The organism is Yinghuangia soli (genome assembly GCF_021502675.1).
GTDB lineage: Bacteria > Actinomycetota > Actinomycetes > Streptomycetales > Streptomycetaceae > Yinghuangia > Yinghuangia soli.
The window spans coordinates 43,314-62,701 of the sequence record NZ_JAKFHA010000027.1; the positions used below are offsets into that span (position 1 = coordinate 43,314).

Annotated in this window: 14 protein-coding genes and 1 pseudogene; 8 read left to right on the forward strand and 7 right to left on the reverse strand. The window is 72.4% G+C overall.

Features of this window, described 5'->3' with window-relative positions; translation table 11 throughout:
* The first annotated feature begins 68 nt into the window (after positions 1–68).
* Both LZ495_RS32155 and LZ495_RS32160 read left to right on the forward strand, forming a co-directional pair.
* Complete coding sequence (locus LZ495_RS32155) at positions 69–1,004, forward strand: TauD/TfdA dioxygenase family protein (RefSeq protein ID WP_235056494.1); 936 nt, start codon at positions 69–71, stop codon at positions 1,002–1,004.
* A 97-nt stretch (positions 1,005–1,101) separates the two neighbouring features.
* Positions 1,102–2,028: a TauD/TfdA dioxygenase family protein gene (locus LZ495_RS32160; RefSeq protein ID WP_235056495.1), complete on the forward strand. Its 927-nt coding sequence runs from the start codon at positions 1,102–1,104 to the stop codon at positions 2,026–2,028.
* A gap of 5 nt (positions 2,029–2,033) precedes the next feature.
* Here LZ495_RS32160 and LZ495_RS32165 read toward each other — a convergent pair whose 3' ends face one another.
* Both LZ495_RS32165 and LZ495_RS32170 read right to left on the reverse strand, forming a co-directional pair.
* A complete protein-coding gene (locus LZ495_RS32165; protein ID WP_235056496.1) occupies positions 2,034–3,455 on the reverse strand; it encodes an amidase in 1,422 nt (473 codons plus the stop codon).
* A gap of 125 nt (positions 3,456–3,580) precedes the next feature.
* Positions 3,581–4,846: an amidohydrolase family protein gene (locus LZ495_RS32170; protein ID WP_235056497.1), complete on the reverse strand. Its 1,266-nt coding sequence runs from the start codon at positions 4,844–4,846 to the stop codon at positions 3,581–3,583.
* Positions 4,847–5,042: 196 nt separating this feature from the next.
* Here LZ495_RS32170 and LZ495_RS32175 point away from each other — a divergent pair, with 196 nt between their 5' ends.
* The 3 genes from LZ495_RS32175 to LZ495_RS32185 all read left to right on the forward strand — a co-directional run bounded on the left by LZ495_RS32175 (position 5,043) and on the right by LZ495_RS32185 (position 7,687).
* Positions 5,043–5,999: an acetamidase/formamidase family protein gene (locus LZ495_RS32175; protein ID WP_235056498.1), complete on the forward strand. Its 957-nt coding sequence runs from the start codon at positions 5,043–5,045 to the stop codon at positions 5,997–5,999.
* A gap of 189 nt (positions 6,000–6,188) precedes the next feature.
* Positions 6,189–6,869: a SnoaL-like polyketide cyclase gene (locus LZ495_RS32180; RefSeq protein WP_235056499.1), complete on the forward strand. Its 681-nt coding sequence runs from the start codon at positions 6,189–6,191 to the stop codon at positions 6,867–6,869.
* A 155-nt stretch (positions 6,870–7,024) separates the two neighbouring features.
* The gene (locus LZ495_RS32185; protein WP_235056554.1) at positions 7,025–7,687 is read left to right on the forward strand and encodes an endonuclease V; all 663 of its coding nucleotides are present in this window, start codon (positions 7,025–7,027) and stop codon (positions 7,685–7,687) included.
* Positions 7,688–7,773: 86 nt separating this feature from the next.
* On the opposite strand, the gene LZ495_RS32190 is transcribed toward LZ495_RS32185, so the two are convergent.
* From LZ495_RS32190 to LZ495_RS32200, 3 genes are all read right to left on the reverse strand, one after another.
* On the reverse strand, positions 7,774–10,347 hold the full coding sequence (locus tag LZ495_RS32190) for an ABC transporter permease (RefSeq protein ID WP_235056500.1): 2,574 nt from the start codon (positions 10,345–10,347) through the stop codon (positions 7,774–7,776).
* A gap of 19 nt (positions 10,348–10,366) precedes the next feature.
* Entirely contained in the window at positions 10,367–11,149 is a 783-nt protein-coding gene (locus LZ495_RS32195) for an ABC transporter ATP-binding protein (RefSeq protein WP_235056501.1), read from the reverse strand.
* Between the two features lie 181 nt (positions 11,150–11,330).
* On the reverse strand, positions 11,331–12,743 hold the full coding sequence (locus LZ495_RS32200; RefSeq protein WP_235056502.1) for a glycosyltransferase 87 family protein: 1,413 nt from the start codon (positions 12,741–12,743) through the stop codon (positions 11,331–11,333).
* Positions 12,744–13,196: 453 nt separating this feature from the next.
* On the opposite strand from LZ495_RS32200, the gene LZ495_RS32205 reads away from it, so the two are divergent.
* The gene (locus LZ495_RS32205; protein ID WP_235056560.1) at positions 13,197–13,907 is read left to right on the forward strand and encodes an ABC transporter ATP-binding protein; all 711 of its coding nucleotides are present in this window, start codon (positions 13,197–13,199) and stop codon (positions 13,905–13,907) included.
* 427 nt (positions 13,908–14,334) lie between these two features.
* On the opposite strand, the pseudogene LZ495_RS32210 reads toward LZ495_RS32205, so the two are convergent.
* Positions 14,335–15,570 (reverse strand): annotated as a pseudogene (locus tag LZ495_RS32210) (MFS transporter); the annotation flags it as partial.
* An 86-nt stretch (positions 15,571–15,656) separates the two neighbouring features.
* Between LZ495_RS32210 and LZ495_RS32215 the strand changes: the two are divergent.
* The gene (locus tag LZ495_RS32215) at positions 15,657–16,301 is read left to right on the forward strand and encodes a TetR/AcrR family transcriptional regulator (protein WP_235056503.1); all 645 of its coding nucleotides are present in this window, start codon (positions 15,657–15,659) and stop codon (positions 16,299–16,301) included.
* A 98-nt stretch (positions 16,302–16,399) separates the two neighbouring features.
* Here the strand turns inward: LZ495_RS32215 and LZ495_RS32220 are convergent, their stop codons facing one another.
* On the reverse strand, positions 16,400–17,341 hold the full coding sequence (locus LZ495_RS32220) for a glutathione S-transferase C-terminal domain-containing protein (RefSeq protein WP_235056504.1): 942 nt from the start codon (positions 17,339–17,341) through the stop codon (positions 16,400–16,402).
* 732 nt (positions 17,342–18,073) lie between these two features.
* On the opposite strand from LZ495_RS32220, the gene LZ495_RS32225 reads away from it, so the two are divergent.
* Complete coding sequence (locus LZ495_RS32225; RefSeq protein WP_235056505.1) at positions 18,074–19,381, forward strand: LLM class flavin-dependent oxidoreductase; 1,308 nt, start codon at positions 18,074–18,076, stop codon at positions 19,379–19,381.
* Positions 19,382–19,388: the final 7 nt, after the last annotated feature.

A 19,388-nucleotide genomic window follows, 5' to 3' on the forward strand; every position in this document is an offset into this window, starting at 1 on the left:
CTGTCCCCGAGTGCCGCCCCCTGCGCGGCGCCGGTACGCCGTATGCCAAAACCGAAGGGAACCCGCTCGTGACCGCCACCACGCTCGCCACCACCCCTGCTCTCCCGGACACCGCCGAGGGCATCACCGTCACCAAGGTCTCCGGCCGCATCGGCGCGGTCATCGGCGGGGTGCGCCTCTCCGGCGACCTCGACGAGGCCACCGTGCAGGCCGTCCGGGACGCGCTGCACGCCCACAAGGTGATCTTCTTCCGCGGCCAGGACCACCTGACCGACGAGGCCCAGTTGGAGTTCACCCGCCTGCTCGGCGACCCGATCGGCCACCCCACGGTCAACCTCGAGGGCGAACTCGTCCTGCCCATCACCAGCGAGTACGGCGGCGCCGCGGACCAGTGGCACACCGACGTCACCTTCGTCCCGGCGTACCCGCTCGCCTCGATCCTGCGCGCCATCGAGATCCCGGAGGCCGGCGGCCACACCCTGTGGGCCAACACCGCCGCGGCGTACGACGAACTCTCCCCGGCCCTCAAGGAGTTGGCTGACTCCCTGCGCGCCGTGCACACCAACCTCTACGACTACGCCGCCATCTCCCCGGACCGCGACCCCGAGCTGATCAAGCGCTACCAGGAGATCTTCGCCTCCACCGTCTACGAGACCGAGCACCCGGTCGTCCGCGTCCACCCGGTCACCGGCGAGCGCAACCTCCTGCTCGGCGGCTTCGTCCAGCGCCTCGCGGGCTACGGCGGCGACGACTCCAAGCTGCTCATCCAGCTCCTGCAGAACCACGTCACCCGCGTGGAGAACACCGTCCGCTGGTCCTGGCAGCCCGGCGACGTCGCCATCTGGGACAACCGCGCCACGCAGCACCGCGCCATCTCCGACTTCGGCACCGCCAAGCGCGTCCTGCACCGCACCACCGTCGACGGCGACATCCCCGTCGGCGTCGACGGCCGCAGCAGCACCGCCATCAAGCCCGCCCCCGCAACCCCCGCCCAGGCCGCCTGACCCACCAAGCGCCCCAGCGGACCACACCCGGCCCCGGCCGCCCACAAGGCACGGCCGGGGCCCGGGCACACTGGGCTCCCGCCACGAGAGGACGCCCATGCCGCCCGCCGAGATCGCGCCGAGCCCCGACCGAACTGCTGCGCCCGCCGCGCCGCAGGTCACAGTCACCCCGGTGGCCGGGCGGATCGGCGCGGTGCTCGGCGGCGTGCGCCTGTCCGGCGATCTCGACGCCGGCACCGTCCAGGAGATCCGGGACGCCCTGCACGCCCACAAGGTCGTCTTCTTCCGCGGCCAGGACCATCTGGACGACCGGGAACAAGTCGCGTTCACGCGCCTGCTCGGGGAGCCGAGCGTGCACCCGCTCGTGGACCACGACGACGGGTTCGTGCTGCCGATCACCAGCGGCTACGGAGGCCAGGCCGACGCCTGGCATACGGATCTCACGTTCGTCCCGGACTTCCCGGCCGTGTCGATCCTGCGCGCGGTCCGGCTGCCGGCCTTCGGCGGCGACACCATGTGGGCGAACACCGCGGCCGCCTACGCGGGCATGCCGGAGCCGCTGCGGGACTTCGCCGACCGGCTCGACGCCGTGCACAGCAACGTCTACGACTACTCGGCGCTCGCGCCCGAACGTGACCCCGAAGCGCACGCCTGGTACCGCGAACTCCTCGCCGCGGCGCCGTTCGAGGCCGTGCACCCGGTGGTGGGCGTGCATCCCGAGACCCGGGAACGCACCCTGCTCCTTGGCGGGTTCGCCCAGCGGCTCGACGGCTTCAGCGCTGCCGACTCGGCGACACTTGTCCGACTCCTGCAAGGGCACGTCATCCGGGCGGAGAACACCGTCCGGTGGTCGTGGCGGCCCGGTGACGTCGCGATGTGGGACAACCGTGCGACGCAGCACCGGGTCGTGGCCGACTTCGGGGACGCGGTCCGGGTCCTGCACCGGACCACGGTCGGGGGACCGGAGTCGGAGGGGGTGGACGGCAGGCGCGGCCGGGTTGCCGGGGTGCCCGGCCGCGCCTGACGGGGTTACTCGGCGGGGTTCCAGGGGGCCTGCCAGGGCCAGGGGGCGGCTTCTTCGAGTTGGGCGGAGAGGCGGAGCAGGGTGGCCTCGGAGCCCATGCGGCCGGCGAGTTGGACGGCCAGGGGGAGGCCGCGGTCGTCGAAGCCGGCCGGGACCGAGGCGGCGGGCTGGCCGGTGACGTTGAAGACCGAGGTGAACCAGGTCATCTTGCCGGCGTTCGGCATGGTCTCCATGCGCGTGGTGTCCATCCAGCCGAGCTCCGGCACTTCGAGGCCCAGGGTGGGGGTGAGCCACACGTCGAACTCGGCGAACCACGGGGCGATTCCGCGGCCGATGGTTTCGGCCTGCTGGAGGGCGCGGACCAGGGAGGTCGCGTTGCCGAGGTGTTCGTGGGTCCAGCGGGTGGCGGGTTCGAGGTCGTCGTCGGCCAGGTCGCGGCCCAGTTCGGCGAGCCGGTCCTCGATCTGCGCGGACGTCGCGGTGCCCATCACCGATCCGAGGACCGCGGTGACCGCGGTCATGTCCCATGAAGGGGCGGACTCCACGACCTCGTGGCCGAGTTCCGCGAGCAGCGCGGCGGTGCGCTCGACGGCGCGGGCGGCTGCCGGGGCGACCAGGGTGCCGTTCGCGCTGACCGTGGAGTAGCCGATGCGCAGGCGGCCGGGCGGCTCGGCGAGGGCGGCGAGGAACGAACCCGGGTCCGCGGGCGCGAGCGTCGCGTCGCCGAGTACCGGGCCGGCCACCGCGTCCAGCAGGGCCGCGTTGTCGCGGACCGTGCGGGTCACTGCGTTCGCCACCGACAGCGGGTAGGCGAAGGCCGCGTTCCCGGCGTCGAACGGGACGCGCCCGCGCGACGGCTTGAGGCCGAACAGCCCGCAGCAGGCCGCCGGGATCCGGATCGAGCCGCCGCCGTCGTTCGCGTGCCCCGCGGGCACGATGCCAGCCGCCACCGCGGCCGCCGAGCCGCCGCTGGAACCGCCGGTGCTGTGGCCGGTTTTCCACGGATTGCGGGACGGTCCGAACAACTGCGGCTCGGTGCTCGCGTTCTTGCCGAACTCCGGCGTGTTCGTCTTGCCGACGATCACCAGGCCGGCCTTGCGGTAGCGGGCCGCCAGGATCCCGTCCCGCGCGGGGATCGCGCCCGCGAAGAGCCGGCTGCCATTCGTCGACGGCAGGCCCGCGACATCGCAGCCCAGGTCCTTCACCACGAACGGCACACCGCGCAGCGGGCCGTCCGGCAGCCCCTCGGCGATCTCCTGGTACGCGGCGTCGATACGGGTCGCGACCACCGCATTCAGCAGCGGATTGCGCTCTTCGAGGCGCGTGACCACGGCGTCGAGGATTTCCGAGGGCTTGACCTGGCCGCTGCGCACCAGTCCCGCGAGGCCGACCGCGTCATGCCCGTCGAGCAGTTCCACTATGTCCACGCCGTGCTCCTTGCGTCGCTCTGCGGGCGCGGGGGACGCCCGCAGAGCATCATGCGACCGGAGCGTGACGATCTCCAGAGCCGCACAGCATGCACTTCGGCAGGAGCAACGGTCTTGACGGTGTGTCAGCGCGCCCCGGCGGGCACCCGGCCGCGCTGCCGCGACAGCACACCGGTGCTCCGGCTGCGCAGCGTCCCGGCACGCGGCACGGCCGTACGGCTGACCACGCGCCCGCGCCGGAACACGATGCGGTCCGCGGGCGGCGCCATGACCGCCTCCGCGAGGCTGCTCGCGCGTACCGCCAACAGGTCCGCGACCGCGCCGGGTTCGGGCCCGGCCTTGGGCAGGCCCATGATGCGCCGGGCATCGGCGCCGACCGCCGCGTACGCCTGCTCGACGGTGAGCTGACCCGTCGTCACCAGCAGCGACGCGGCCTCCAGTGCGTCCGCGCGGCCCATCGGGTGCAGTGCGTCCCGCAGGTGGTCGCCGCCCGCGCCCAGCGGTACGCCCGCCTCCAGGAGCGCATGCAGCGGCCCCGGACCGCCGCACGGCGGCACCGCACGGGTCCCGTTCTCGGTACGCGGCGCCGCGGGCAGCGCGATCACCGCCATGCGCGACGCCGCTATGGCCTCGACCACCTTGGCCAGCGCGGGCGGCCGCAGGACGCCCAGGCCCGCGCAGTGGCTCGCGGTCACCTGGCGCCCGAAGCCCGAAGCCCGCAGCAGCCGGGCCAGGTCCGCGACGGCCAGGACCCGGGAGTCGGGCTGGTCGTCGAGGTGCAGGTCGAGGTCCACTTCGGCACGGTCGGCCAGCCGCAGCAGGCGGCGGGTCTCGGCCCGCGGGTCCGCCGCGGAGTGCGGGCGCCCGCCGAGCAGTCCGGCGCCCGCCGAGAAGGCGTCGAGTGCGGACCGGTCGGCCAGACCCGGCGACGGCACCGCGACGATCTGCAGGTCGAGGATGCGGTGCAGGTCCTCGCGCAGTTCGCGCAGCACCTCGACGGCCCGCAGCGGCGACCCGGCGCCCACGCCGATGTCGATGTGCGCGCGCACCGCGGTCACCCCGTTCGCGGACAGCGCCTGCAGCGCGCTGCGCGCCCGGCGGCGCAGGTCCGCGGTGCTGTACCGGGCCGGCCAGGCGCGCCACGAACGCACCGGGCCGTCCCGGCCGTCCGGGTCGCTGCCCACCGGCTCCCAGGTCAGCGCCCGGTCCAGATGCAGATGCGGTTCGGCGGGGGCGGGCAGCAGCAGATAGCCGGTGAGGTCGATGACGGACTCGCCGGGATCGGGTATCCCGACCGGACGCAGGTGGCTCACGCTCCCGTGCCGCAGCACGACGTTGCGGACGTGCCCGTCGGGCAGCGTCGCTCCGGTCAGTGTGGTCGTTTCGGTCACGGTTTCTCCTATGCGCCGGGTGTGCTGCGTGCGCTGCGACTTGTCCGGGTGCGCGGGAACGGTGTTGCCGACAACTGTGGTGGTGGGCTGTTGCCACAGGGTTACCGAGGGGTTACGGGCCGGGCGATCCCGCAGGAAACCGGCGCGTAACCGGCACGACGCAGCGTGGTTACGGACCGGGCGTACAACCTGGGACATGTCCCGAGATCTGCTGGCGTCGCGGCCCGGCACCGTGCTGTGGGGATGGCTGCCCGGCGCCGTGGACCGGCCGGTCCTGAGCGTCGCGACGGGCGCCACCGTAGTCGTGGACACGCTGTCGCACCAGGGGTTGATGCCCCATCAGGGACGCGACCCGGTGGCCTACTTCGGGGCGTTCGGGGTGGACCCTGCGGAAGTGCTCGAAGACGCCCGTGAGCTGGCCGCTTCCGGTGCCGCGCACGATCCCGCGGTGGACGGCCCGCACCTGGTCACCGGCCCGATCGAGGTGCGCGGCGCGCGTCCCGGCGATGTGCTGGCCGTCCACATCGCGGCCCTGGAACCGCGCGTTCCGTACGGTGTGATCGCGGCGCGCGGCGGCGCCCCGGACGAACTCCACCGGATCGGCCCGGCTGGCCCGGTGCCTTTCCGGCCGTCGCTCGCCGTGATGGGCGTCGCGACGTCGGACGGGCTGCGCCGGCACTCCGGCAGCGCCGGGAGCTTCGGCGGCAACCTGGACCTGCCCGAATTGTCGGCCGGCGCGACACTCCACCTGCCGGTCCAGGCGCCCGGCGCGCTGTTCCACGTCGGCGGACCGCGCTTCGGGCGCCGCCCCGGCGTCCCCGGCGCGCTGTGGGAGGGCCCGCTGCGCGCCACGCTGCGGCTCGACGTGATCCCGCACGCCCAGGTGCGCGACTGGTCCGGCGCGGGCCGTCGGCCGTACGTCACCACCGCCGAGCACCTCGTCCCGCTCGGCCTGGACGCCGACGTGGAGCGCGCCCTGATGCAGTGTCAGTCCCAGGCATACGGGCTGCTCGCGGGGCGGTACGGCGTGCCCGGCGCGGCGGCCCGGGCCCGCCTCGCCGCCGCCGACTTCCGCATCCACCGGTCCGGATACGGAGTGCATGCACGCCTCCCGCTGCCGCGCCGTGAAACGGTCGCCGCGACCGCCGCCTAAGCGGCCGTCCGCATTCCGCTTCGCCTCATGAAACTGCTTGTTTTCCAAGGCAGTTCGTGTCGAGTGCGAACGCGGAGCCTTCCCTCGCAACCCGAGTCAACCGCGCAATGCGGGAACTCACGGAGATATACGGAGAGTTGCCATCCGGAGGGTTGCCATGGCGCGCGCCACTGGGTCAGGATCGCCCCCATGACGACTTCGGAAACCGCTGAGGCACCCGAGACTCCGCTGTGGCTCCAGGGCCGCGATGCCGTCGTCGCGGCCGCACCCGCGAGCGACTGGCGCGAGGAAGCCCCCGACTACCACCTGTCCCACACGGTGATGCCGGGGCAGCGCACCCACACCTTCGACGCCGGCTCGCTGGAGGCCATCGTCGAGAGCATCGTGCAGGTCTTCGAGATGGAGGTCTCGCACAAGAAGGACCCGGACACCTGGGTCTCGATGGTCACCGAGAAGTTCCGCACCCGCGTCAACGGCGGCCCCTGGGCCACCGCGGCCGACATCGCGGCGATCGGCAGCTACAACATCCTGATCGGCGACAGCGTCTTCTACCGCACCGGCCAGGAGAGCTTCGAGTCCTCGCACGACGTCTTCCACGAGGCCATGCCCAACGGCTTCTTCTGGGAGGTCCTCGAAGTCCTCACCCCGCCGCCGGTGGTCACCTTCAAGTGGCGGCACTGGGGCTCCTTCGACGGCGCCTACAACGGCTTCGAGCCGACCGGCGAGACCATCGAGATGTTCGGCATCAGCATCGCCAAGGTCAGCGACGACCTGCGGCTCCTCGACGTCGAGCACTTCTACGACCCCAACGCGTTCCTGGGCAAGATGACCGGCGGCTGCCCGGTCGCGCACCGCCCCGCGGCCGAGTAGCGGGATATCCGGTAGGCCGGGCCCGACCCCGTGCCTACTGTGGGGACGTGCCGAACGCGACCGACCCCACGCACCCCGCTCCCGCTTCTGCTCCGGAGCCCGCCGCCGACAACGGCGTCGACGGCCGGCCCGAGACCGCCGAGCAGGCCCGCGCCCTGCAGGACCGGCTCCGCCCGCTCGTCGTCACCACCGGCCCAGGGCCTGCCGACGTGCGGCGCGTCGCCGGACTGGACGTCGCGTACGCCGAGGACTCCGACCGCCTCGCCGCCGCCGTGGTCGTCCTGGACCCGGACACGTTGCAAGTGCTGGAGCGCTCGGTGGTCCTCGGCCACGCCCGCTTCCCGTACGTGCCCGGCCTGTTCGCGTTCCGCGAGCTGCCCTCGCTCGTCGAGGCGCTGGACGGGCTGTCCGTCCCGCCCGATCTGCTGGTGTGCGACGGGCAGGGCCTGGCCCACCCGCGCCGCTTCGGGCTGGCCTGCCACCTGGGCGTGCACACCGGCATCCCGAGCATCGGCGTCGGCAAGACCGCGTTCGTGGGCACCTACGACACCCCGCCGCCGCACCGCGGCGCCGCCTCCGACCTGGTCCTGGACGGCGACGTGGTGGGCGCCGTGCTGCGCACCCAGGACAACGTCAAGCCGGTCTTCGTCTCGGTCGGCCACGGCCTCGACCTGGCCGCAGCCTGCCGCCATGTCCTCGCCCTCAGCCCGCACTTCCGGCTGCCGGAGACCACCCGCCAGGCGGACACCGCCTGCCGCGCCGCACTCGCCCAGGCCACCGCCGCGGGCCTGGCCCGCGACGCGGTCCGCAGCGACTGACCGCGGAATCCGCCGCACGCGCAAAGGCGCCTGCTCCCCCGACAGGGAGCAGGCGCCTTTCGCACGGGCCGGACGGCCCGCCGGGATCACTCGGAGGCGATCGCCGCCAGCACGTTCATCCGCGAGGCCCGCAGCGCCGGCAGCAGCGCGGCCAGCAGGCCGACCACCGCCGAGGCGATGACCACGGTGACCACCGTGCCCCACGGGATGGTCAGGACCTCCAGGCCCTGCTCGGACAGCAGCCGCTGGGCGGTGACGCCCCACGACAATCCGAGCACCAGGCCCACCAAGGCGCCGAACACCGCGATCACGATCGATTCGAGCCTGATCATCCGGCGGATCTGCCGGCGCGAGGCGCCGATGGCCCGCATGAGGCCGATCTCCCGGGTGCGCTCGACCACCGAAAGCGCCAGCGTGTTGATGACGCCCAGGATCGCGATGATGATCGCCAGGCCGAGGAGGCCGTAGATCATGTACAGCAGGACCTTGATCTGGCCCTGCACCAGCTCCTTGTAGTCGGCCTGGTCGCGCACCGACACCTGCGGGAACGGGTCCAGCGTGGCCTCGAGCTTCTCGCTCACCGCGGACTTGTCGGCACCCGGCGCGGCGTTCGCGAAGATCAGGAAGTCCTGCACGTCCGGCGCGACCTCCTCGAGCGTGGAGATCGGCAGCGTCGGGATGTTGCCGAAGCCGAACTGCAGCCCGCCCTTGACGTGCTCGCGCAGCGCGACGACCTTGGCGTCCACCGACTTGCCGCCCGGGAACGTCACCTTGACGGTGCCGCCGACCCCGACGCCGTGGTCCTTCGCGGCCTGCTCGTCCAGCACGATGCTGCCCGGCGTGCCGACCTGGCTCGCGTCGCCGGCGGTGTACTTGAGCTTCCACACCGAGTCGAAGCCCTTGTCGACCGCGTTGACCTGGTCCTTGCTGGTCTGTCCGTCGGGGTAGGTGACCTCGACGTCCGGCAGCAGCCGGGCGCGGACCGGGGTGCCGACGCCCTCGGCGCCCTTGACCGTCTGGTAGATGTCCGGCCCCATCGGGCCGCCGCTGTTGCCCTGCACGGTGAAGTCCGCGCCGAACGAGCGGTCGATCTGCTTGGACAGCGAGCTGTTCATCGACGAGGCGAACACCGCGATGCCGCTGACCAGCGCGACACCGATCATCAGCGCGGCGGCGGTGGCACCGGTACGCCGCGGGTTGCGCATCGAGTTGTCCCGGCTGAGCTTGCCCATCGGGCCGAACAGCTTCGGGAACCCGGCGCCCAGCCACGGGATGACGGTACGGGCCAGCACCGGGCCGAGCACCACGAACGACACCAGCGTCATCAGGATGCCGATGACCAGCATGAAGCCGCCGTTCTTGGCGCTGCTGGCAGTCGCCGCGGCGACCAGGCCGAACACGCCGATCGCGGCGATCACGATGCCGATGACCGTGCGGCGGCGCAGCGGCTTCTGCACCGGGGCGCTCGCCTCGCGCAGCGCCGCCATCGGCGAGATGCGCGCGGCGCGGCGGGCCGGGATGTACGCGGCCAGCACCGTGACGATGATGCCCACGCTGTACGCGGCGATCGGGGTGGCCGGGTTGAACACCAAGCTGGTGCCCTTGAGGTTCATCCCGAAGCTCTGGATCAGCGCCTTGAGCCCGATGGCGAGGCCGAAGCCGGCCGCCAGGCCCAGCGTCGAGCCGACCACGCCGAGCAGCAGCGCCTCGACCACGACGGAGCGCTTGACCTGCTTGCCGCTGGCCCCGACGGCGCGCATCAGGCCCAGTTCACGGGTGCGCTGCGCGACCAGCATCTGGAAGGTGTTGAAGATCAGGAAGATGCCGACCAGCACCGCGACGCCGGCGAAGCCGAGCATCGCGTACTTCATGAAATTGATGAAGGTGCCGATGTCGTCGGACGCGTCCTTGGCCGCCTCGGCCTTGGTCTTGACCTCGAAGCCGGCCCCGAGCTGGCTGCTCACGGTCTGCTTGAGCTGCTCGTGGGTGACGCCGGGTGCGGCGTCCAGCTCCACATCGCTGATCTTGTCGGTCGACCCGAGGAACGCCTTCTGGGCCGCCGCGGTCTCCAGGAACACCAGCGTGGCGCCGGGGTTCGTGGTGGTGAAGGTGGCGACACCCACGACCTTGACCTCGGTCGTGCCGGGCGCCGCGATGACGCGCAGCGAGTCGCCGATCTTGATCTTCTTGCGGTCCGCGGTGTCGGCGTCGACGACCGCCTCACCGGCGGCCTGCGGCACCCGGCCACTGGTGATCTTGACCGGCGAGCGGTCGCTCTCGTACCAGTTCAGGCCGATGGTCGGGGCGCCGCCGTCCGGGCCGACCGACTTGTTCTTGCTGTCGACCACGGTGATGTTCTCGACCGAGACCGCGGCGTGCGCGGCCTTGACGCCGGGCATCTTCGCGACCTGGTCGGTGGTGCCCACCGGGATGGACTTGACCTGGCCGGTGACCGCGAGGTCGCTGTCGCTCTGCTCGGACTTCTGGGACACCGTGACGTCGGCCGCGGTGGACTTGAAGAGGTCGTCGAAGGTCTTGGTGATGGTGTCGGTGAAGATCAGCGTCCCGGAGACGAACGCCACCGACAGCAGGACGGCGATGGCGGAGAGCGCCATCCGGCCCTTGTGCGCGAGGAAGCTTCTGAACGTCGCTTTGAACATGGTCGTCGGCCCGCCCGGTTCAGCTCGTGCGGGCGGCGTCGAAGCGCTTCATGCGCTCGAGCACCGCATCGGAGGTGGGCCGGTGCATCTCGTCGACGATGCTGCCGTCGGCGAGGAACAGCACGCGGTCGGCGTACGACGCGGCGTTCGGGTCGTGGGTGACCATGACGATGGTCTGGCCCAGCTCGCGCACACTGCGCTGCAGGAAGCCGAGCACCTCGGCGCCGGCCCGGGAGTCGAGGTTGCCGGTCGGCTCGTCGCCGAAGATGATCTCCGGGCGGCTGGCCAGGGCGCGGGCGCAGGCCACGCGCTGCTGCTGGCCGCCGGACAGCTCGGCGGGGCGGTGCCCGAGCCGGTCGCGCAGGCCGACGGTGTCGATCACGTTGTCCAGCCAGGCCTGGTCCGGCTTGCGGCCCGCGATGTCCATCGGGAGCGTGATGTTCTCCAGCGCGCTCAGCGTGGGCAGCAGGTTGAACGCCTGGAAGATGAAGCCGATGTTGTCGCGGCGGAGCTTGGTCAGCTCCTTGTCCTTGAGCCCGGTGATCTCGGTGTCGCCGATCCAGCTGCGGCCCGAGCTGACCGTGTCCAGGCCGGCCAGGCAGTGCATGAGCGTGGACTTGCCGGAGCCGGACGGGCCCATGATCGCGGTGAACTGCCCGCGGGCGATCTCCACGTCGACGGCGTTCAGCGCGACGACGCGGGTCTCGCCGTCTCCGTACGCCTTGGTGAGCTGCTGGGCGCGGGCGGCGATGCCGGTTCCCCGGGGGTTCGCGTCTTTCGAGGCTGCCGTGGCCGTGGTCACGAGTTTCTCCTGCGGTCTGTGGCGTTTCCGCCGCGGTGTTGCTGAGGACGATTCGAGCGAACACGATCACGCTATGGGCCGCGTAAGGACGATGAATCGTCGTCAGGAACGGAAGACCTGCTCCTACGCAAGGAGGATCGGAGAGCCGTCGGCGTACGCCTCCCCTTAGGGGAGACCCGGGTCAGAGATGCCGGGTAGGACGGTCGGGGACCGTCTGGAGGGGCTTGACCGCGTTCTCCTCGGCCACTACGGAAGCGGCTTCGGCATCGAGGTCGGCGGTGTCCGCGTCCTGGCTGCGGGCCTCGGACGGGAGTTCGGCGGCATCCGCGGGGAAGACCGGGACGCCGTCCTTGTCGAGCAGGGCGCTCGGGCGCAGCAGGATCAGGGAAACCCCGAGCATCAGCACGAGGTTGGCGAGCAGCAGGCTGTTGCCGACCACGCTCTGCCACATCGTCCAGGTGAGGTCGAAGCCGTCCTGATGGGGCGTCATCCACACCAGGCCGTACGGGAGTGCGTGCATCGAAGAGTCGAACTCTCCGTGCTTGCCCAGCCCCACGGGGTAGCACATCATCAGCGCGAGGTACGCGACGAGCCCGGCGAACAGCTGCTTGCGGCGCCGGCCGACCGCGGTGACCGCCTTGTGGGCGAGCAGGATCGCCGCGGGCAGCACCCACACCCAGTGGTGCGACCACGAGATCGGGCTCACCAGCACGGTGACGCCGCCGCACAGCAGGACGCCGAGGAGCTCCTCGCGGCGCCGCGAGGCCTGGACCGCGGCGGCCAGCAGGATGGGCGTGGTGATCGCGCACGCGGCGACCCACAGCAGGCTCGCGGTCGAGTTGTCGGCACCGACGAGCCGGATGAACATCGCCCGGAACGACTGGTTGATGGCGTCCGCGATCGATACCGAATTGTTGACTTGCTCGGGCCCGCTGATGGCGTCGAACCAGAACCGGATCGCGGCTTTCGGGAGGAATGCGAAGCCCACCGCCACGGTCGCGGCGAACGTCGCGGTCGCCGTCGCGGCGGCCCGGAACCGCCGGGTGAGCAGCAGATAGACGATGAACAGGCCCGGGGTGAGCTTGAAGCCCGCGGCCAGGCCGATGCCGATGCCCTTGGTGCGCGACCCGTCCGGACGCGACATGTCGTACAGAATCAGGGCAAGCAGGGCCAGGCTGACCTGCCCGTATCGGAAGGTCTTGTCGACCGGCTCCAGCCACATGGCCACGGCCGCGGTGCCGAAGGTCGCGGCCAGCCGCACCGCGGTGCGGTTCTTCGCGACCATGCCCCACGACCACCACGCGATGGCCAGCACGCACAGGTGGTTGACGATCGAGGTCAGGACTTTCCAGGTCTCCCAGTCGAAGACCAGCATCGCCCTGAAGAACACCGCAGCGATCGGCGGGTACAGGAAAGGCCCAGGCCAGGGCCCGAAGGACTCCGTGTACAGGGCGTCCTGGCCGTGGCCCAGGGACTCCGCGGCACCGCGGTAGACCGCCAGGTCGAGCGACGTCCACAGCATGCCGGTGTTGCCGACCAGGAGCAGGATCCACAGCCCGAGCGAAATCGCCCAGGCCGCGGCCGCACCCGACACGAGCAATACCGCCCTGCGGGTAGGCCGAGATCTGCCGCCGTCGGACCGTTGACGGGGAACGAGCACGCCGAAACCCCTCCCGGCCCTGCTTGATGGACACCTCGTTGAGCAATGAAGCCTAGACGCCCGAGGTTGCACTCCGTGCACCGGGCGAGATCTCGGCTCCTCCTTCAGGGGGACGCGCCGCGACTCTCGCAGGTTCTCCGGGCTTGCATCCGGTCTACCGGGACGGGGCACGTGCGGGGGAGTCTGGACGTACAGCCACACAGTTTCCCCGCACTTTCCCCGCACTTCTTCCCGCACTTCGTCCCGCACTTCCGACGCACAGCCACCGAGCAACCACTCAGGAGGCTCCTCGTGGAGGACCGACGCGACAACAGCCCCGACCGCAACTCCGACCGCAACTCCGACCGCGATTCCGACCGGACCGGCGCGGCGGCGCGCGCCGCGCAGCTGACCAAGGCGTACGGCGAAGGCGACACCCGGGTGGTCGCGCTGGACGCGGTCGACATCGAGATCCCGCGCGGCCGGCTGACCGCGATCATGGGCCCGTCCGGGTCCGGCAAGTCGACGCTGATGCACTGCCTGGCCGGGCTCGACTCGGTCACCCGCGGCCGGGTGTGGATCGCCGGGACCGAGATCACCGGGCTCAAGGACAAGGAGCTGACCAAGCTCCGGCGGGACAAGATCGGCTTCGTGTTCCAGGCCTTCAACCTGCTGCCCACGCTGACCGCCGAGGAGAACATCACGCTCCCGACGGCCATCGCGGGCCGCAAACCGGATGCCGACTGGGTCGAGCAGGTGGTCGCTGCGGTCGGCCTGCAGGACCGGCTGCGGCACCGGCCTGCCGAGCTGTCCGGCGGGCAGCAGCAGCGCGTCGCGTGCGCGCGGGCCCTGGCAGCCCGGCCCGAGATCATCTTCGCGGACGAGCCGACCGGCAATCTCGACTCGCGCGCGGGCGCCGAGGTGCTGTCCTTCCTGCGCCGCAGCGTGGACGTGCTCGGCCAGACCGTGGTGATGGTCACGCACGACCCGGGCGCCGCGTCGTACGCGCACCGGGTGGTGTTCCTCGCGGACGGCCGCATCGTCGACGAGCTGGCCGACCCGACCGCGGAGGGCGTGCTGGAGCGTATGAAGCGCTTCGACAAGATCCGCACCTCCTGATCCGGTGGCTGCCGGTTCGGCAGCCCCGGCAGGCGAATGCGGTGGGGCGCCCCCCCCGGCGGGGCGGGGGGCCCCCCCCGGGGGGGGGGGGGGGGCGGGGGCCCCCCCCCCCGGCGGGGGGGGGGGGGGCCCCCCGGCCGGCGTCCTTCGCCGCGCCGTCCGCGCCGTCCGCGCTGTCCGCGCTGTCCGCGCCGTCCGCGCCGTCCGCGCCTTCCGCGGCCGGACCGGCGCCGTGGCGGGCCGCCTTGGCCGCGGCGCGGGCCACCAGCAGGCCGAGGACGGCCGCCGCGCCCATGAGCACGGCCTGGACCTCGAAGGCCCGGCTGAAGCCGTCCACCGACGCGGTCATCCGGTCGGTGCCCGACTTGATGCGGTCGTCGCGCACATTGGTGGCCAGGGTGACCAGGACCGCGATCCCGATCGCCGCGCCGATCTGCTGGCAGGTGGTGACCATCGCGGACGCGACGCCGCCGTCGGCCTCTCCCGCACCGCCGGTGGCCACATGGATGACGGCCACGAATGCCATGCCCAGGCCCAGGCCGGTGACCACCAGCGCGGGCATCAGGTGCGCGGTGAAGGAGCTTCCGGCATCCAGCAGGCTCATCGAGTACATGCCGCCCGCCGCGACGACCGGGCCGAGCACCAGCGGGACGCCGGGGCCGCGGCCGGTCAGCAGCTTCGCGGTCACCGCGCTGGCCACGCCCATGCCGGCACTGAAGGGGAGGTACGACAGGCCGGTGCGGAGCGGTCCCCAGCCCTGGACGTTCTGCATGTACAGGGTGAGGAAGTAGAACATCGCGAACAGCCCGCCCGCCGCGACCAGCACCATGAGCTGCGCGAGCACCGCCTGACGGATCTTCAGGAGGCTGCGCGGGATTAGTGGTTCGGCGGCGGTGCGCTGCCGCAGCGCGAATCCGGCGGCGAGCACCGCGGCACCGGCCAGGCCGAGCAGTGTGCGGGCCGAGGTCCACGGGTGCGACTCGGTCTCGACGACGGTGTAGACAAGCAGTAGGACGGCCAGGGTGCCCAGCGCGGCCCCGACGAAGTCCGGTACGCGGCCCGGGGTGCTGCGGTCGTCGGCCGGGATGATGCGCGGCAAGGCCAGCAGGGCGACCGCGCCGATCGGCAGGTTGATCAGGAAGATCCAGCGCCAGTCGGTCCATTCCACCAGGGCGCCGCCGAGCAGCAGGCCGGTGGCCGCGCCGAGGCCGGTCAGCGCCGCCCAGACGCCGAGTGCCCGGGCGCGTTCGCCGCGCTCGCGGAAGGTGGCCAGGAGGATCGCCAGGGCCGCGGGGGAGAGCAGCGCGCCGGCGATGCCCTGCGCGGCGCGGGCCGCGATCAGGGTGCCGGCGTTCGGGGCCAGGCCGCAGGCCGCCGAGGCCAGCACGAAGGCGGCCAGTGCGCCTGCGAAGAGGCGGCGGCGGCCCAGCAGGTCGGCGAGGCCGCCGCCGATGAGCAGGAAGCCGCCGAAGGTCAGGAAGTACGCGTTGGTGACCCAGGACAGCGCGCTGGAGGAGAACTCCAGGTCGGTCCCGATGGTCGGCAGTGCCACGTTGACGATCGTGTCGTCGACCAGCAGCACGAATTGGGCGGTGCACACGAGCAGCAGTACGAGCTTCGGGTCGGCCCCGGCCCGAGCCGGGGTGGAGCCGTGGGCTTCCATCGCGCCCCTCCTACGACTGTAGAAATGTTTTCTCCAGTTGTAGAGAAATCTTCTACAGGCGTCAAGCCGAGGTCATAATGGGTGCCATGGAAGCGAGTGAGGACGAGACTCCGGAGCGGCTGCCGGGCGAGGCGTCCGGGCGCCGCGTCCAGCTGCTCGACGCGGCGATCCGGGTGCTCTCGACGCAGGGGCTGCGCGGTCTCACGCACCGCGCGGTGCAGCAGGAGGCCGGACTGCCGCACGGTTCGGTGACGTATTACTTCAAGACCCGCGAGCAACTGGTCCTGGGCGTGATCGGCCGCATGACCGAGCTGGAGAGCGCGCAGGCCGGCGATGTGGCCGACGAACTCCTGCGCACGATGGCGGTGCGCCCGTTCGCGCCGGACTATCCGCGCATAGCGGAGCTCACCCACACCTGGTGGAGCACCAGCCGGGAGCGCCAGATCGCGCGCTACGAACTGCAGTTGGCGTCGATCCGCGAGCCGCTGATCCGCGAGGCGATGAAGCGCTCGGTCCAGGAGTTCTGGAAGCTCACCGAACTGGTCGCGATGGCCACCGGGTCGGCGGACCCGCGCAACGACGGGGAAGTGCTGCTGGCCTTCATCGACGGGATGCTGCACCACTTCCTGGTGCACGGCCCGGAGAACCCGAAGTACCTGGAGACCGGCCTGCGGCGGGCCATCGAATCGCTGCGCGCGGTACCGGACGACGGGGTGGCCGCCCCGGCTTGACGGCCGGTGCGCGGCGGGCCGGGCGCGCGGCCGGGCGTGCAGAGGCCCGCCCGGCGTGCGCCTGCCGGACGGGCCTCGGACTGCGGGGAGGGGCGGGGTCAGGAAGCCGCCCACTCCTCGTCGCGGCGCACCGCCGCCTCGTGCACGGCGCCCGGCGGCAGCGCGCCGAGCAGCCGCTCGCGCTGCTCGCGCAGCGCCGCGTCGTGGGTCGCGGCCCGGAACTCCGGGCGCAGGTACAGGCGCTGGGTGTACGCCCACAGGTTCGGGTAGTCGGGCAGCGCGCGACCGTCGCGCTCGATCGCCGCCTGGTAGCCGATCTCGAAGCGGATCAGCTTCACCCACAGCCGGATGTCGGACAGCGTGAGCGCGCTGCCGTGCACGAACTCCGCCTCGCCGAGCAGGGTTTCGTAGCCGTCGAGGGCGTTCGCCGCGGAGCCGGCGGAGTCTGCGGAGTCCGGCAGGACGCCGCCCGCGCGGCCGTCCGCGGTGATGCGGGCGTCGAACGCGTCGATGTCCGCGCGCAGGGCCTCGGGATACAGATCGACGTCGTTCGCGGCCCAGGCGTCGAAGCGGGTGGCCAGGTCCACCGGGATGACCGGGAAGTCGTTGCTGACCACGCGCGAGGTGGTCCGGTCCCACAGCGTCGGCACCGAGATGTGCCCGTCGTACCCGGGCTCGGTGGCCTCGTACGCATCGCGCAGCAGCGCGAACCCGTTCACCGGGTCGGGGCCGAAGCGCTCCCGGAACGCCCAGCCGCGGCCGTCCCGCGCCTCGTCGACGTAGGACGCGGTGACCGCTTCGCCGAGCCCCTTGGCCTCGCGGACGATCGCGGCGATCTGCGCCCACGGGCAGCCGTGCGCCAAGTAGAGGTGGTAGCGCCCGGGTTCGGCCGGGTAGAGGCCGTCCCCCGAAGCGGAGACGCGGTCCTGGAACGGGTAGAGCGGCCGTTCGACCCCGTCGCGCGGCGACGGCGGCCGCCCGCGGTAGGTGCCGAAGACCTCCTGGTCGACGGGACTGGCAAAGACGGTGATGGTGCTCATGGGACTCCTCGGGCGAAGAGCGCATCCCGATGCGGCGGGTGGCTGCGCGTGCGAGAGGCGCGGTGGCGGATGCGCTCGGGCGCGGCGGAACGGCGGCGGGAGCGGGGCTCAGGCGCGCGGACAGGTGCTGCCGGCCACTCGGCAGAAGTCGATGTGGCGGCAGGACACCAGGCGAAGGTCCGCACTCACGTGATCGACGCTACGAAGCCCGGCACGCGGCTGTCAACGTTGACCGAGCCCGGCGCGTCACGTAGGTTCCGAAGCAGGTCAGCCACGAAATCGGCGTGGTTCATGGGCAGTTCACAACTCGGCAATAACTGATGAGGCGTCAGGCCGGGAGCGGGAGGACGGGGGAGCGCGATGCCGCACCGGACCCTTGGCGGGGCCGCGGCGGTCCCGGCTGCCCGGTGTCCCGCGTCCTCCCCGGATGCCGAGGCGACCGCATCCCCGATGCCCGCCGGGCCGGCCCTCTGCGCACGCCTGTACGTCGACCTCGGCCGCGTCTTCAGCGCGGCGTGTAGTCGCGCCTGACCGAGGCGGTGCGGCCGGGGCCGACACGACCCGGCGGTGCGCTTCCGCGCAGCGGTCAGGCTTCCCGCGTCCGGCGTCCAGGAGCGCTGCCCACCCCCAGGGGCAGCGGGCACCACGCCGCACGCCGGCACCGCGGGCCCGCGCTTCCTGCGCCGGCCGGCGGAACTCCGCACGTACCGCCCCCCGTTCGAAGGGACCCCCATGCCCGCCGTGCGCGACCACGTCCACCTTGCCGTCGCCCTCGACGGCGCCGGCCGCCACCCGGCGGCCTGGCGCGCCGCGGACACCCGGCCGGACCTGGTGTTCTCGGCTGCCTACTGGACCGCGCTGGTGCGCGAGGCGGAGCGCGGAACGCTCGACTTCGTCCGCATCGACGACGGACTCGGCCTGCAGTCGCTGCGCGCGGACCGGCTGCGCGGCCGGCTCGACGCGGTGGCGCTGCTCGCCCGCACGGCCCCCGCCACGCACCGCATCGGACTTGTCCCGGCGGCCACCACCACGCACACCGAGCCGTTCCAGGTCTCCACCGCGCTCGCCACCCTCGACTTCGTCGCGCGCGGCCGGGCAGGGTGGTGGCCCAAGGTGTCGGCCACTGAGGACGAGACCCGTTTGTTCGGCCGCAAGGCGCTTGCATCGGATGGGGAACTCCTGGACGAGTCGGTCGAGTTCGTCGACGTGGTGACGAGGCTCTGGGACAGCTGGGAGGACGGCGCGGTGGTCCGGGGCGGGCCGCGCGGCGACTTCGTCGACCGCACCCGGCTGCACCAGGTCGACTTCGAGGGCACCTACTTCGACGTCCGCGGCCCGGCGGCCATGCCGCGGCCGCCGCAGGGCAGACCCGTCGTGACGATGACCGTGGACAGCGAAGAGGCTCTGGACGTCGCCGCGCGGGCCGCCGACGTGCTCTACATCGACGTCTCCACGCCCGGCCAGGCGCGGCGCCTGCGGGCCCGCGCGCACCGCATCGCGGAGGCCGCCGGGCGCGACCCCGAGGACCTGCGGGTGATGGCGGACGTGACCGTGCTGCTGCGGCGTACCGCGGCGCAGGCCGGCCGGGCCCGCCGCGACCTCGACGCGCTCGATGCGTGCGACGGCCAGGAGGGACCGGACGACACCGGCTTCAGGTCCCGCTCCGGCCTTGCGGCAGGCGCCGCTTCGGCCGTGCGGCGGCCCGGAGTCCTGCAGTTCACGGGTACCGCGAGCGGGCTCGCCGACCTGGTGGAGTCGTGGACGGCGGCGGGCGCGGTCGACGGCTTCACGGTCCTGCCGTCCGTGCTGCCCGACGGCCTGACCCGGTTCGTGGAGGCGGTCGTACCGCTCCTGCGCGAACGCGGCCTGTTCCGCACCGCCTACACCGCGGACACATTGCGCGGGCACCTCGGCCTGGGCCGGCCGCCGAGTCGGTATGCCCGGCCCAAGGCGCCGGCGGAACCTGCCTATCTGAAGCCGCGGTTGCCCGACGTACTTCCGGAGGGCCTCCGGGCGGCCGGCTTCGCGGGGATTGCATGAGCGGCCG